This is a genomic window from Denitromonas ohlonensis (assembly GCF_007625205.1).
Lineage (GTDB): Bacteria > Pseudomonadota > Gammaproteobacteria > Burkholderiales > Rhodocyclaceae > Nitrogeniibacter > Nitrogeniibacter ohlonensis.
Genome location: NZ_VMNI01000007.1, coordinates 1 through 15,320, shown reverse-complemented (window position 1 = coordinate 15,320; position 15,320 = coordinate 1). Strand labels below are relative to the sequence as shown.

8 protein-coding genes are annotated in these 15,320 nt (G+C 64.8%); 3 read left to right on the top strand and 5 right to left on the bottom strand.

The features are described from left to right. Nucleotides 1-95 precede the first annotated feature (95 nt). On the top strand, nucleotides 96-3,644 hold the full coding sequence (locus FHP89_RS07270; protein ID WP_144172468.1) for a bifunctional diguanylate cyclase/phosphodiesterase: 3,549 nt from the start codon (nucleotides 96-98) through the stop codon (nucleotides 3,642-3,644). A gap of 44 nt (nucleotides 3,645-3,688) precedes the next feature. On the opposite strand, the gene cphA is transcribed toward FHP89_RS07270, so the two are convergent. Both cphA and FHP89_RS07260 read right to left on the bottom strand, forming a co-directional pair. After that, the gene (cphA, locus tag FHP89_RS07265; protein WP_144172465.1) at nucleotides 3,689-6,259 is read right to left on the bottom strand and encodes a cyanophycin synthetase; all 2,571 of its coding nucleotides are present in this window, start codon (nucleotides 6,257-6,259) and stop codon (nucleotides 3,689-3,691) included. A gap of 26 nt (nucleotides 6,260-6,285) precedes the next feature. Further along, nucleotides 6,286-8,442 (bottom strand): cyanophycin synthetase, encoded by a 2,157-nt coding sequence (locus FHP89_RS07260; RefSeq protein WP_144172462.1) that lies wholly within the window; start codon nucleotides 8,440-8,442, stop codon nucleotides 6,286-6,288. 220 nt (nucleotides 8,443-8,662) lie between these two features. Between FHP89_RS07260 and FHP89_RS07255 the strand changes: the two genes are divergently transcribed. Further along, nucleotides 8,663-10,990: a cyanophycin metabolism-associated ABC transporter gene (locus FHP89_RS07255; protein ID WP_144172459.1), complete on the top strand. Its 2,328-nt coding sequence runs from the start codon at nucleotides 8,663-8,665 to the stop codon at nucleotides 10,988-10,990. Nucleotides 10,991-10,998: 8 nt separating this feature from the next. Next, on the top strand, nucleotides 10,999-11,475 hold the full coding sequence (locus FHP89_RS07250; RefSeq protein ID WP_186300165.1) for a cyanophycin metabolism-associated DUF1854 family protein: 477 nt from the start codon (nucleotides 10,999-11,001) through the stop codon (nucleotides 11,473-11,475). A gap of 21 nt (nucleotides 11,476-11,496) precedes the next feature. Here FHP89_RS07250 and FHP89_RS07245 read toward each other — a convergent pair whose 3' ends face one another. From FHP89_RS07245 to FHP89_RS07235, 3 genes are all read right to left on the bottom strand, one after another. Beyond that, nucleotides 11,497-11,877 (bottom strand): c-type cytochrome, encoded by a 381-nt coding sequence (locus tag FHP89_RS07245; protein WP_144172453.1) that lies wholly within the window; start codon nucleotides 11,875-11,877, stop codon nucleotides 11,497-11,499. A gap of 157 nt (nucleotides 11,878-12,034) precedes the next feature. Continuing rightward, on the bottom strand, nucleotides 12,035-12,493 hold the full coding sequence (locus FHP89_RS07240; RefSeq protein WP_144172450.1) for a hypothetical protein: 459 nt from the start codon (nucleotides 12,491-12,493) through the stop codon (nucleotides 12,035-12,037). A gap of 84 nt (nucleotides 12,494-12,577) precedes the next feature. Then, the coding region (locus FHP89_RS07235) for an efflux RND transporter permease subunit (RefSeq protein WP_144224969.1) at nucleotides 12,578-15,320 on the bottom strand (2,743 nt) is incomplete at its 5' end.

The window sequence follows — 15,320 nt, the reverse complement described above, 5'->3', positions numbered from 1 at the left end:
ACCGAGGACGCCTTCTGGACACCCTGCGTCGGTCGCTTCCATTTCGTTCGATTCCGCTCAGTGCGCGGATTGCCTTCGGCGCGGTCACCCTGATCATGCTGGCGGCACTCGGGCTGGTGCAACTCATTGCCAGCGACCAACACGCGCGGCTCATGAGCAGCCACCACACCGCGTTGAGCAAAACGCTTGAGTACAACGGCGAAGCGCTCCGCGGCAATATCGCCGACATTCGCAGCAGCGTCGCATTCCTGGCCGGACTGCCGCCGATTTCCGGCATCGCCCGGGCGCTCGACAACAAGGGGCGGGATCCCGTCACTGGCGGCAGCCTGACTGACTGGCGCCAACGCCTCGAGCAGGTCATGTCGCGCTATGCAGAAAGTAACCCCAACTATCTAACAGTCCGCCTGCTATCGATTGGCGGTAATTTTCAAGAGCTGGTTCGCGTTGAGCGCCGTGGCGGCGCCATCGTGATCCTGCCGGCCGAAGAACGCCGGTACAACACCGATACGCGCTTCCTGAAAAGCGCGGCAATGCTCACACCGGGCGAGGTATTGCTCTCCCGGATCAGTCTCGATGACATCGGCACCGCAAACGACACACTGACACCCCGTTTTCTGCAAGCGGCGACGACCGTCATCACCCCGAGCGGAGACGTCTTTGGCATTTTGGTCGTCGACGTCGCCTTCGCCCAGCTCGCCGAAGCCGTACTCAACAACCTGCCCGACCGTGTTGACGCCTATCTTGCCGACAGCGATGGACACTACCTGTACCCGCCGGGCGCCCCAGCCATCGGCGCGCCCACCAGTGCGTCTCGCGACACCTGGATGCAGCAGTTCCCGGGTCTCGGCGTCACGCCCCACGAGGTGACCCGCGCCAAAGCCTCGCTCATCGACACACCGGTCGGTTCGATGCTGGCCATCGGCAGCACGATCCGCATTGGCCCCGCGCAACCCTCACTCACACTCATCTACGCGCTCCCGGAAAGCGTGATCACCGAAGGCTTGGCCCGGTCGCAAGGCAAGGCCGTCATCGGTGTCGGCGTCGGCTCCTTGCTCGTCGCCGGGTTGCTGGTGTGGATGATCCGACGCACCTTTGTGCCGCTCGCGCAACTGGCCCATGTCGGCGAAGCGATGGCGCACGGGCGCTACGACACGCCGCTGCCTGACTTGAGCGGCAGCGAACTGAGCGGCCTCGGTGAAGCCTTTACGGCCATGCAGGTGAACATCGCCCAGCGCGAAGCAGAATTCCGCGCCGTCACCGCCACCTCTGCCGACGCCTTCTGGGCGCTCGACATGGACGGCAAGATTGTCGACGTCAACCGCGCCTGCGAACGCCTGCTCGGCTACGCGCGCGCCGAACTGCTCACGCTACGCCTGAGCAACCTCGACACCGGAAAAAGTGCTCAAGAACTTCTCGCCCAGATACGCGAAATCGTGGCCGGCGGTGGCGGACTGATCGTGACCGAGTACCAACACAAGTCCGGCAAAAAGATTCCGGTGGAAATCACCGTCAGCCACTGGCCGATTGCGGGCGGCCGTCTGTTCGGGTTTGTGCGGGACATCACCGAACGGCGCCATGTTGAAGAAGCGGTGCGACAAAGCGAGAAGCGCTACCGCCTGCTCTTTGCCAACAGTCCGCAACCCATGTGTTTGTTCGACGAAAACAGCCTGCATTTTCTCGACGTCAATGATGCAGCCGTTGCCCACTATGGCTTCAGCCGGGCCGAATTCCTCTCCATGACGCTGCTCGACCTGCATTCGGTGCGCGACGTACCGCGGCTGATCAAGGCAATCGAGCGCACGCCCTCTGGCCGCATGTCGGGCGAGTACCAACACCGCACACACGATGGACGCACCCTGGATTGCGTCATGTGGACCGAGCGCATGCAAACCGCCACACGCACCGAGCGCGTCGCGCTCATCCACGACATTTCCGAACGCAAACGCGCCGAACACAGCCTGCGCCTGTACGCCAACATTTTCGAACGCAGCGGCGAGGCGATTGTCATCTCTGACATTCACAACAACATCGTTGCGGTGAATCCTGCATTTACCGAGCTCACCGGCTATTCACAGGACGACGTGCTCGGCAAGAACCCCAAAATCCTCGCCTCTGGCACCACCCCGCCAGAGATCTACCGCGACATGTGGCTCGCCTTGCAAGACAGCGGGTTCTGGCAGGGCGAACTGGTCGACCGGCGCAAAGACGGCAGCACCTATCCCAAATGGGCGGCCATCTCCGTCATCCGCAACGACGCGGGAGAAATCGCCCACTACATGGCCAGCTTTACCGACATCAGCGACCGCAAGGCCGCCGAAGAACGCATCGCGTACCTCGCCCACCACGATGATCTGACCGGCCTGATCAACCGCTACAGTCTGGAACACCGCCTCAAGCAAGCCATCCACGCCACGCGTCGCGACGGACGCCATCTGGCGGTGATGTTCATCGACATGGATCGCTTCAAGCTGATCAACGACACCCTCGGCCACCATGTGGGCGACAAGCTGCTGCAGGAAGTCGCCAACCGGCTGCGTAACTGCGTGCGCGAAAGTGACATCGTGGCGCGTCTGGGCGGCGACGAGTTTGTTGTGGTGACCACATCGCTCGGCGCACCGGTGGACGCGCTCACGGTCGCCCGCGATATTCGCGAATCACTCGCCCGCCCGTATGTGCTCGAAAACACACCACTGCATTCGAGCCCCAGCATCGGTGTTGCGGTCTTTCCGGAGGACGGCCGCGACACCGACAGCCTGATGAAGAACGCCGACACGGCCATGTATCACGCCAAGGAGCAAGGCCGGAACAACGTCCAGTTCTTCACCGCGGCCATGAACGCCGCCGCCGCCGAACGCATGACGCTCGAGACCGAACTGCGCACCGCGCTGGACGAGCAGCAATTCGTGCTGCACTACCAGCCCCAGGTCGAAACTCAAAGCCAACAACTGTGCGCGGTCGAAGCCCTGATTCGCTGGCAGCACCCCACCCGGGGCCTGGTGCCGCCGATGCGTTTCATTCCGATTGCCGAAGAAACCGGCATGATCGAAGCGATCGGTGCCTGGGTGCTGGACGAAGCCTGTCGGCAACTCGCCGAATGGCGGCAAGCCGGCATGCGTGTCAGCCGCATGGCGGTCAACCTGTCGGCCTGCCAGCTACGCTCGCCGAACCTGATCGCGCAGGTGCAAGCCACCCTGAAACGGCACCGGCTTGACCGGGGCGACCTGGAACTCGAAATCACCGAAACAACGGCCATGGCCAACCCGGAGCATGCCATTGCCCAGCTTCACGGTCTGCGCGAGTCGGGGGTGTTGCTCGCGATTGATGACTTTGGTACGGGGTACTCTTCGCTGGCCTATCTCAAACGCCTGCCGATCCAGACGCTCAAGCTCGACCGCAGTTTTGTGCGCGACATCGAGACCGACCCCAACGACGCCGCGATCAGCGCCGCCACACTGGCACTGGCGCACAGCATGGGGCTCAAGGTTGTTGCCGAAGGGGTCGAAACCGAGGGACAGCGCCACTTTCTGGCCACCCACCGCTGCGACGTATTGCAAGGCTACATGTTTGGCAAGCCCGAGCCGGCCGAGATCTGGCTGGCGCGCTGGCAAGCCGCCGCGGCCCAGACCTCCGATCCGATTCTCTGAGGGCGGCGCGCAACAAAGCTGTCGCGCCCCGCCCGGCAGCGCGCTCAGCCAGCCGCCACCCGTTGCCCGATATGCGCCAGCGCAGCGTCCACCTGGTCGATCAGGATCAGGCACAGATCGTCGGCCTCAAGTCGCTCAAGCGCCGCGTCAATGGCCAGAAACTCGCCATAGATTTCATCGACCCGCGAGGTCCGCGTTGCCGAGGCCAGACCCTCGCGCAGCAAGCGCAGCACCTCGCCATCGGCGCGACCGCGCTGGCAGGCGTCTTCGTAAAGAATCACATCATCAAAGGCATCGCCCAGCATGCGGGTCTGCGCGCTGATGTCGTCATCGCGACGGTCGCCCGCCCCGCTGATCACCACGCTGCGCCGCTTGCCCGGCATCGCCTCGACCGCACGCACCAGCGCCGCAATGGCGTCGGGGTTGTGGCCATAGTCGGCAATCACCGTCGCGCCGCGATAGCGGAACACGTTGAAACGCCCCGGGGCGGATGCCGCCGTGCTCTCGAAGGTTTCGAGCGCGCGATCGATCACCGCCCAGTCAACACCCAGCGACCACGCCGCGGCCATCACCGCCATCACATTCTCGACCTGGAACGGAATCGCCCCGGCCAGGGTGAGCGGCACGCGCGCCAGGGACAGCCGATGCACCACCTCGCCTTCCACGGCGCACAGATCGTCGCCCTCGCGCACCACGACGCGATGCCCTTGTGCCCGATGCAAGGCGGCCGCCGGCGCATCCGCCTGACTGGCAAAAAACACCACCTTGCCGGGGCTGAACGGCGCCATCGCCACGGTATGCGGATCGCAGGCATTGAGCACCGCGGTGCCCGTGGGCGCCACGTTCTGGACAATCACCCGCTTGAGGACCGACAACTCCTCGACCGAGTTGATGTAATTCAGACCCAGGTGATCGCCCACACCAATGTTGGTCACAATCGCCACATCGCACATGTCGAAACCCAGGCCCTCGCGCAGCATGCCACCGCGCGCGCATTCGAGCACCGCGGCATCCACTTCGGGATGGCTCAGCACATTGCGCGCACTCTTCGGCCCGCTGCAATCGCCGGTGTCAGTGCAACGGCCATTGACGTGCACGCCTTCGGTGCCGGTAAAGCCGGTGCGATAACCGGCCAGCGTGAGCAGGTGGGCCATCAGGCGCACCGTGGTGGTCTTGCCGTTGGTGCCGGTCACCGCGATCACCGGAATACGTCCGTTGTCGCCGTTGGCGTAGAGCATGTCGACCACCGCCTGGCCCACGTCCCGTCCCTTGCCGAAGCTCGGTGACAAGTGCATGCGCAGACCGGGCGCAGCGTTGACTTCAACAATGCTGCCACCCTGCTCTTCGAGCGGCCGGCCGACGGTCTCGCACACCACATCCACGCCGCAAATATCCAGCCCGATCATCTGCGCCGCTTCAATCCCGCGCGCAGCCACCTCGGGGTGCACATCATCGGTCACATCGGTGGCCGTGCCGCCGGTGGACAGGTTGGCGTTGTTGCGCAAAACCACCCGCGCACCGCGCGGCGGGACGGCATCCGGCGTGTAGCCCTGGAGTTGCAGCCGGGCGATCGCGATTTCATCGAAGCGAATCTTAGTGAGCGAGGTGGCATGGCCCTCGCCCCGACGCGGATCGGCATTCACGATGTCGACCAGCTCGCGCACGGTATGCACCCCGTCGCCAATCACATGCGGCGGATCGCGTCGCGCGGCGGCCACCAGCGTGTTGCCCACCACCAGCAGGCGGAAGTCATGACCGGGGCTGAAGCGCTCCACCATCACCGCGTCGCTGTAATCGCGTGCCGCGTGGTAGGCCACGTTCAGGTGATCGCGCGTCAGGATGTTCACGGTCACGCCCTTGCCCTGGTTGCCGTCCTGCGGCTTGACCACCACGGCACCACCAATTTCGCACATGGCGGCCCAGGCATCATCGGCATCCTTGACCGGACGGCCATCCGGCGTCGGCGCGCCGGCGGCGCGCAGCAACTGCTTGGTGAGTTCCTTGTCCTGCGCGATCGACTCGGCAATGGCCGAGGTCGAATCGACCTCGGCGGCCTGAATCCGTCGCTGCTTGCTGCCCCAGCCAAACTGCACCAGCGAACCATCGGTCAGGCGACGGAACGGAATGCCTCGCGCCACCGCGGTGTGCACGATCGAGCCGGTGCTGGGTCCGAGGCGGATGTCCTCGTCCAGCGCATGCAGTTGGGCCACGGCGGCATCCAGATCAAAAGCCGCATCGGCCAGCGCGGCGGCCACGAGTTGCTCGGCAAACTCGAAGGCCAGCCGACCCACGGCTTCTTCGGTGTACTCGACCACGACCTGAAACACGCCACGTTCGACCGTCGCATTGCAGCGCACGAACGACACCGGGCAGCCCGCTTCGGCTTGCAGGCCAAGCGCGGCAAAACCGAGCACATGCGCCAGCGAGATGTCACCCAGATGCCCCACCGGCCGCATTGCACCGATGGTGGGGAAGCGCTCGCGCAAACGCGCTTCAAAACCGGGCAGATCGCCCAGCGACAATTCGGTATCAGCGCACTGCACCAGCGCTTCAAAGCTGGTCAGGCGGCTCCACAGGTTCGGGCCGCGCAGGGCACGCAGACGATTTATTTCCATGAGGCAAATCCTTTATTGACGCGTGCTCAGGCGCGCTCGGGCGCACGATAGGTATCCAGGGCGGCATGCACCAGATCGTCGGCCAGACCGGCCGCCAGTGCCGCCGCGACGCCGGCAATGGCCCAGCGCGGGTCCAGCACGGCGATGCCCGGCGCTGAGCGCTGACCGATGACTTTGTGATCAGCGGCGCGACCGACCACAATGGCGTCGTCGGCCAGCCACACACCCGCTCCGCCGGCAGCCAGATGTGCCGCAAGGACCGGCGAGTCACGCTGCGTGCTGTAGAACCACACCGCACCGTCACACAGCTCGGCCAGCCCCGCCACCATGGTGTCGTCGGCGTTGAGCACCGCGGCGCCCGACGGCAGCACCAGGTCAACCTGGGTGCGCCACACATTGCGCAAGTGCGCGTCTTCCTGGATATGCCAGTCGGCCAGGGCCGACGGCACACCGGCGGTGGTCACCACCCCCACCGCGCAGCGGTCATACGGCATGCCTTCGTCGAGAATGACCACCGGGCCATTCTCGATGACCACCGCTTCAACGTTGCGATTCATCAACACGCGACGGCCCGAATCCCAGCTGGCGCCATTGCGATCGGTCACCAGACGGCCACCCATCCACAGACCATCTTCGCAGGCCAGGCCCACGTAACGGCCATCGCTTTGCAGCAGCCAGGCCACCAGATGCGCAATTTGCGCACGCCCCTCGGCACCGCTCACACCAACTACCGGCACACGACCGGAGTCGCCCTCAGGGAAAAGATGCGCCACGATCGCCTCGCCCACCGGCTGTGCTTCACCGCTGGCGGGTTTCAAATGCATCAACAACCCGGGGCCCGCGTTAACTTCGACCACCGCGCCACCCTGCGCACGCAAGGGCTGGTCGATGGACGAACACACCAGATCGACCCCGGCAATATCCAGACCAATCACCTTGACCGCCAGCACCGCATCGGCGGCAACGTCAGGATGCACCTGCGCGGTGACATCCGCCGAGAAATTGGCATTGCGCTGAATGAGCACGCGCTCGCCTGCGGCGGGCACGGACGCACAATTGAATCCCTGCCGTTCGAGCTCAAGCACGACGGTCGGGCAGATATCCAGCGAAATCACATCCAGCGGAAACGCTTCGTCACTGCCGCGACGCGGGTCGGTATTGAGTTGGCTGTCGATCAAGGCCTCGACCGTGCTCACGCCGTCGCCGACAACACACACCTCTTCGCCCCGGCAGGCCGCCACCACGCGATCGCCGACCACCAGCAAACGGTGCTCCACGCCCGCGATGAACTGCTCGACCATCACGCCGCTGCCTTCGCTGTCAGCCACTGCCCAGGCCGCTTCAATGGCCTCGCGCGAATCGAGCGCCATCGAGACGCCACGGCCATGGTTACCGTCGGTGGGTTTGACCACCACCGGCAAGCCGATGTCTTCCGCCGCCGCCCAGGCGGCTGCCGGAGAGTCGACGATCTCGCCGGCAGGCACGGGAATGCCACAGGCCGAAATCAGTCGCTTGGTCAGATCCTTGTCGCTGGCAATGCCTTCGGCGATCGCGCTGGTGCGATCGGTTTCGGCCGTCCAGATGCGTCGCTGGCACACGCCGTAACCCATCTGAATCAGGTTGCCACCGGTCAAGCGCACCGTCGGGATGCGTCGCTCATAGGCGGCATCGACAATGCACGCCGTGCTCGGCCCCAGTGCGCGCTTATCGACCTGGGTGCGCAAATCCGCGACCGCCGCTGCCACATCGAAAGCTGCGTCGTCAATGGCCGCCTGCAGTAATTGCAGGCCCACGTCGAGGCAGGCCCGGCCAATGACTTCGGTTCGCGAACGGAACGCCACCTTGTAAATGCCGCGCTCGGGCGTCATGCGCGCTTTGCCAAAACCTTCGGGCACCCCGGCCATGCCGTGCAGCTCGATCACCACGTGCTCAAGAATATGCGCCGCCCAGGTGCCTTCTCGCAGGCGCTCAAGAAAGCCGCCCCGCTCGCCAATGCCGCAACGATGCTCGATCAGGCCGGGCAGCCACGCTGTCAGACGTTCGTACAAACCGGGAATCAGATTCGACGGCGCGTCTTCCAGATCATGAATGTCCACCCAGGCCTCGATCACCGGACGGTACGTCCAGATGTTCGGGCCGTCGAGATAACGCACACGGAGTACTTGCAGGGTTCGATTAGTCATCGTCGGAGAAACGTCCGCCATGTCGGGGTTTGAGGAAGTATCGCCAGACGGCAACACAACGCAGCCGGCGCGTATCATAGCGACTGCAGCGCTCGATTTTACGGCACCACCGACATATTCTTTTGTGAGTAATTGAAAGTGCTCAATCCTTGCTGTAGCAAGGGCGTATAGTTCGCTGCCCCGCGCTGCAGCACAAGTGCTGCACACTGCCACTCGTTGCATGTTGACCAACACCATGGCCACCGCCGACACCGCCTCGACACCGCTCCTGCCCGATCCGTGGCACACCTATCTGCAAAGCGCTCTTGCGCCCGATGAAAGCATCGAAGCCTGGCTGACGCTCGACCTCGACGACACGCTGCGCTTCAGCGATTCGGTGCTGGTGCTCACCGGCCGACAATTGATCGCCTGTGCCACCGACGGCCAGATTGCCGCCTGGCCGCTGGACGCCACGTTTGAATTGCATGCCCATGACCACGCCGGTGTCGGCAGCCTCACGCTTCAGGACGACACCGCCCGACGGGCCATCTGGCGCTTCACGCTCACCCAGAATCCCGCCGCGCTGCGCTTCAGCCGTCGCTTTGACCAAGTCCTCGACGCCCTGCGCGAGGGCCGCGAGGCCGGGCCCGTGCCGGCGGTGCTGTGCGCCCAATGCCAGGCCCCGCTGCCGCCCGACGAAGACGACTGCCCAGCCTGCTCGGGCAGCATCGACCAGCCGCCCTCAACCTGGACGCTGTTTCGTCTGTGGCGCTTCGCCCGCCCCTACAAAGGCCAGTTGCTCCTCGGCTTTTTGCTCACGCTGGCCGCCACCGGTGCCACGCTGGTGCCGCCTTACCTGACCATGCCACTGATGGACAACGTGCTGATTCCGTATCAGAACGGTCAGCAGATCGACACCTCGCTGGTCGTGCTCTATCTCGGCGGGCTGCTCGGATCGGCGGTGGTGGCCTGGGGTCTGGGATGGGCCCGCACCTACATCCTGGCGCTGTTCTCGGAACGCATCGGTGCCGACCTGCGCACCACCACCTACGACCACCTGCTGCGCCAATCGCTCGAATACTTCGGCAACAAGCGCACCGGCGACCTGATGGCGCGCATCAGCTCCGAGACCGACCGCATCTGCGTGTTCCTCTCGCTGCATGCGCTCGACTTTGCCACCGACGTGCTGATGATCATCATGACCGCTATCATCCTCGCCTCGATCAACCCATGGTTGGCGCTGGTCACCCTGGTGCCCCTGCCCTTCATTGCCTGGCTGATCCATCTCGTGCGCGACCGCCTGCGCACCGGCTTCGACAAGACCGGCCGCGTGTGGGGCGAGATCACCAGCGTGCTGGCCGACACCATTCCCGGCATTCGCGTGGTCAAAGCCTTTGCACAAGAAAAACGCGAGTCGCAGCGCTTCCGCGAAGCCAACCGCGTCAACCTCGAAGCCAATGACAAGCTCAACCGCGTGTGGTCGGTGTTCTCGCCGACCGTGGCGCTGCTCACCGAAGTCGGTCTGCTCGTGGTGTGGGCCTTCGGTATCTGGCAAGTGGCCAACAACGACATCACCGTTGGCGTGCTGACCGCCTTCCTGGCCTACATCGGACGCTTCTACGGCCGCCTCGACTCCATGAGCCGGATCGTCTCGGTTACCCAGAAAGCCGCCGCCGGCGCCAAGCGCGTGTTCGACATTCTCGACCACGCCTCCAGCGTCCCCGAGCCGACCAACCCGGTGCACCTCAAAGGCGTGCAAGGGCAGATCACCCTGGCCAATGTCGGCTTCCGCTACGGCAACCGCGCCGTGCTGCGCGATGTCGATCTGGTCATCCAGCCCGGCGAGATGGTCGGCCTGGTCGGCCACAGCGGCTCGGGCAAGAGCACGCTGGTGAACCTGATGTGCCGCTTCTACGACGTGAGCGAAGGCGCCATCCGCATCGACGGCACCGATGTGCGCTCGGTGCCGGTGGCCGAATACCGCCAGCACATCGGCCTGGTGCTGCAAGAGCCCTTCCTGTTCTTCGGCACCATCGCCGAGAACATCGCCTATGGCCGTCCCGATGCCAGCCGCGACGAAATCGTTGCCGCTGCCCGCGCCGCCCATGCCCATGAATTCATCCTGCGCCTGCCGCAGGGCTACGACTCGCTGGTCGGCGAGCGCGGCCAGGGCCTGTCCGGCGGCGAGCGCCAGCGCATCTCGATTGCCCGCGCACTGCTCATCGACCCGAAGATCCTGATCCTCGACGAAGCCACCAGTTCGGTGGATACCGAGACAGAGAAGGAAATCCAGAAGGCGCTCGACAACCTCGTGCGCGGCCGCACCACCATCGCCATCGCCCACCGCCTGTCCACCCTGCGCAAGGCCAATCGCCTGGTGGTCATGGACCGCGGCCGGATCGTCGAAGAAGGCGATCACGACACCCTGATCGAGCGCGGCGGATTCTACTGGCGCCTGTATGAAGCACAACAGCGCCAGGTCGAAGGCGAAGTACTGACGCCGACCATCACGCCCGCCATGCCAAGCGCCCACACCGCCGGCATCGCCGCCGAGCCGGCGCTCAAGTGAGCACGCACATGACGACACCCGCCATGGATTTCACCCTGACACGCGACGCCTTCGGGCATTTGAGCCTGACCGACGCCGCCGGCGAGCGCCACGACCATGTTCAGGTCGTGCGCGCCTTCCCCATCGCCGCGCCCGACGAAGGCATTTCGGTGCTCAGCGCCGAGGGTCACGAACTGGCCTGGATCACCCATCTGAACCAGACCGACCCGGCCACCCGCCAGCTGATCGACGAGACCTTGGCGGCACGGGACTTCATGCCCGTCCTCAAGCGGCTCAAATCGGTGTCGAGTTTTGCCACGCCCAGCACCTGGGACGTCGACACTGACCGCGGTCCCACCCGGTTCGTGCTGCGCGGCGAAGAGAACATTCGCCGCCTACCCGATGAGATGCTGATGATCGCCGACGAACATGGCATCCAGTACCTGATCCGCCACCTCCCGGCGCTCGACGCACACTCACGCAAACTGCTCGACCGCTTCCTCTGAGCCGTTTCAACGCGAAGCGACTCAGCGGATGCCGGCGCGGCGCTGGTGCATCCGCACGTAGGCGGTGATATGCGCCACATCGTCCGGCGTCACGCCCGGCACGGGTGGCATGTCGCCGAACTGCCAATGGTGCGCGCGCGTCCCGTTCTTTGCCGCCAGCTGGAATGCGATATCGCCATGATGCGACGGCTCGTAGATCCGATGTACCAGCGGCGGCCCCTTGTCGCTGCCGTCGAGCCGCTCACCATGACAGGACGCGCAGTTCTTTTCGAATAGCGCCTTGCCCAGGGTCGGGTTTGGCATCAAGCCCGGAGACGGCTTTGGAATCGGCATGCCTTGAGACCAGGCGCCACTCGCCAGCACGACGGTGGCGATCAGCGCGAGGGCGCGCGATATCGTCATTAGTGTGTCCTTCCAGAATCAAACGACCGACGGCCGGCGCCCGGCAGCGGGGCTGCGCAGCAAGGACGCGGCCTGGCGCGGGCATATGCCGATGCGTTATGGTGCATCCAGCTACGCAGCACCCCGTAGCATCGCCAGAGCAGGCGCCTCACCATCGTTACTTCGCGGGCGGCACCGGCTGGCCGCCCATCATGTGCTGCATCATCATCTGCAGACGGGCCTCGATGGCCTGCAAACGCACCGCCGGGTCGTCTCCGCTGGCGGCCCCGTAGCCCATCATTCCTGGTCCCATCATTCCTGGTCCCATCATGCCCATGCCACCCCAGCCCATCGGGCAGTTGACGCCGTGCGGATCCAGTGCCCGGGCCAGGACCATGCCTTCGCCCAGACTGTGCATGTACTCAGCGACGGCCTTGCCTCGGGCCTCGTCGTTCGCGGCCTCGGCAATGCGAGCTACCTGGGCCTGCAGCCGGGTGGCGTTTTCCTTGAGTTTTTCGACGGCCTGCGCCGGATCAACGGCCGCCAACGCCCCCCCCATATAGGGACCACCATGGGCCATCACCGGTGCCGACAACATCAGACCCAAAGACAGAGCAATCACTTGAGCAGACTTCATGATGTTTCTCCTTCGTGCAGATCGTCGGCATTCAGCATGCGCTCAGGCCACCGACACTTGCCTGACATCAAGATGACATTTCTGTCAGCTTGAGGGTTCCAGTACGGCCTGCGGTGCAAGCACGGTCTTGCTGGCCTCCAGTCCGCGCTTGAGTCGCCATTGCTTAACCAGCGCATACAGTGCGGGGATCACGCCGAGGGTGAGCACCGTCGAGGAGATCATGCCGCCCACCATCGGCGCGGCGATGCGGCTCATCACCTCCGAGCCGGTGCCGGTGCTCCACATGATCGGCAGCAGGCCGGCCATGATGGCCACCACGGTCATCATTTTCGGGCGCACGCGCTCGACCGCGCCTTCCATGATCGCGTGATAAAGATCGGCCACCGTCGGTTCGCGCCCCTCGGCTGCCCGCTCGGCACGCACGGCCTGCCAAGCCTGGTCGAGGTAGATCAGCATCACCACACCGGTTTCGGCCGCCACACCGGCCAGCGCGATAAAGCCCACTGCCACCGCCACGCTCATGTTGTAGCCCAGCCACCACATCAACCAGATGCCACCGACCAGCGCAAAAGGCACGGAGAGCATGACGATGAGCGTCTCGGTGAGTCGGCGGAAGTTCAGATACAGCAACACAAAGATGATCGCCAGCGTCAGCGGCACCACCACCGCCAGCTTGGACTTGGCACGCTCCATGTATTCGAACTGGCCCGACCAGGTGGCGTAGTAGCCCGGCGGGAAGCTGACCGCGTCGGCCACCGCCTGCTGCGCTTCTTTCACATACGAGCCCACGTCGCGGTCGCGGATATCCACGAAGACGTAGGCGGCCAGCAAGGCGTTCTCGGTCTTGATGCCCGGCGGGCCGTTGCGCAGCGTGACGTCGGCGAGCTGGCCGAGGGGGATCATGCCGTTCGTGCTCGGCACGAACACCTCGTTGGCGATGCGCTGCGGATCATCGCGCAGCGCGCGCGGGTAGCGCACCGAGATGTTGTAGCGTTCCAGGCCTTCGACCGCGGTGCTCACCGGCACACCGCCCAGGGCGGTTGCCACCACCTGCTGAAAGTCGCCCACCGTAATGCCGTAGCGTGCCAGCTGCTCGCGGCGCGGGGTGATGTCGAGGTAGTAGCCGCCGGTCACGCGCTCGGCGTAGGCGCTGGTGGTGCCCGGCACCGCCTTGACGGCCTGCTCGATCTGGCGCGCCAGCTTTTCGATCTCGGCCAGATCCTTGCCGAACACCTTGACGCCCACCGGCGTGCGGATGCCGGTCGACAACATGTCGATGCGCGCCTTGATCGGCATGGTCCAGGAGTTGGCCACGCCGGGGAACTCGAGCGCCGCGTCCATCTCGGCGATGAGTGTGTCCACCGTCATGCCGCGCCGCCAGTCGGCCTCGGGCTTGAGGTTGATGACGGTCTCGAACATCTCCATCGGTGCGGGGTCGGTCGCACTGTTGGCGCGGCCGGCTTTGCCATAAACAGATTCGACTTCGGGAAAAGTCTTGATCACCCGGTTGGTCGTCTGCAGCAGGCGCGCCGCCTCGGTCACCGACATGCCCGGCAGCGAGGCCGGCATGTAAAAGATGGCGCCTTCGTTGAGCGTGGGCATGAACTCGGAGCCGATCTGGCGGGCCGGGTAGATGGTCGCCGCCATGGCCAGCAGCGCCAGCACCAGCGTGCTCCATTTGAAGCGCATCACCCACTGGATGATCGGCCGGTAGGCCCAGATCAGGAAGCGATTCACCGGGTTCTTCTGCTCGGGCATGATCCGCCCGCGAATGAAGAACAGCATCAGCACCGGCACCAGCGTGACCGACAGCAAGGCTGCGCCGGCCATGGCAAAGGTCTTGGTGAAGGCCAGCGGGCTGAACAGCCGCCCCTCCTGCCCCTCCAGCGTGAACACCGGCAGGAAGGACACGGTGATGATCAGCAGCGAGAAGAACAGCGCCGGGCCGACCTCCTTGCAGGCGCGGATCATCGCCTCGCCGCGCGCGCGCTGGGTAGCTTCGTCGGGCAAGCGCTCCAGGTGCTTGTGGGCGTTCTCGATCATCACGATGGCCGCATCGACCATGGCACCGATGGCGATGGCGATGCCGCCCAGGCTCATGATGTTGCTGCCCATGTCCATGGAGCGCATGGCGATGAAGGCGATCAGGATGCCGATCGGCAGCGTGAGGATAGCCACCAGTGCGCTCCTCACATGCATGAGGAAGATCACGCACACCGCGGCGACGATCAGGCTCTCTTCGAATAGCGTCCATTTCAGGTTGGCGATGGCGCGCTCGATCAGCGGCGCGCGGTCGTACACCGGCACGATCTCGGTGCCTTCGGGCAGGCCGGGTTTGAGTTCCTCGATCTTGGCCTTGACGTTGGCGATCACATCGAGCGCGTTCTGGCCGAAGCGCGCCATGACGATGCCCGACGCCACCTCGCCCTCGCCGTTCAGCTCGGTGATGCCGCGCCGCCCGGCGGGCACGAGTTCGACCCGCGCCACATCGCGCACCAGCACCGGCGTGCCGCCCTCGGCCTTGAGCACCAGGGTTTCGATGTCCTCGACGCCCTTCAGATAGCCCAGGCCGCGCACCATGAATTCCTTCTCGGCCAGTTCGACCACCCGGCCGCCGACATCGCGATTCGACTCGCGGATCACCTGCGAGACGCGCGCCAGCGCAATGCCGTAGCTCGCCAGCCGATGCGGGTCGACGATGACCTGGTATTCCTTGACGAAGCCGCCCACGCTGGCCACCTCGGCCACCCCACCGGCCTTGGTCAGCTGGTAGCGCACATACCAGTCCTGCACGCTGCGCAGGTCGGCCAGCGACTGGTCCTTGCCG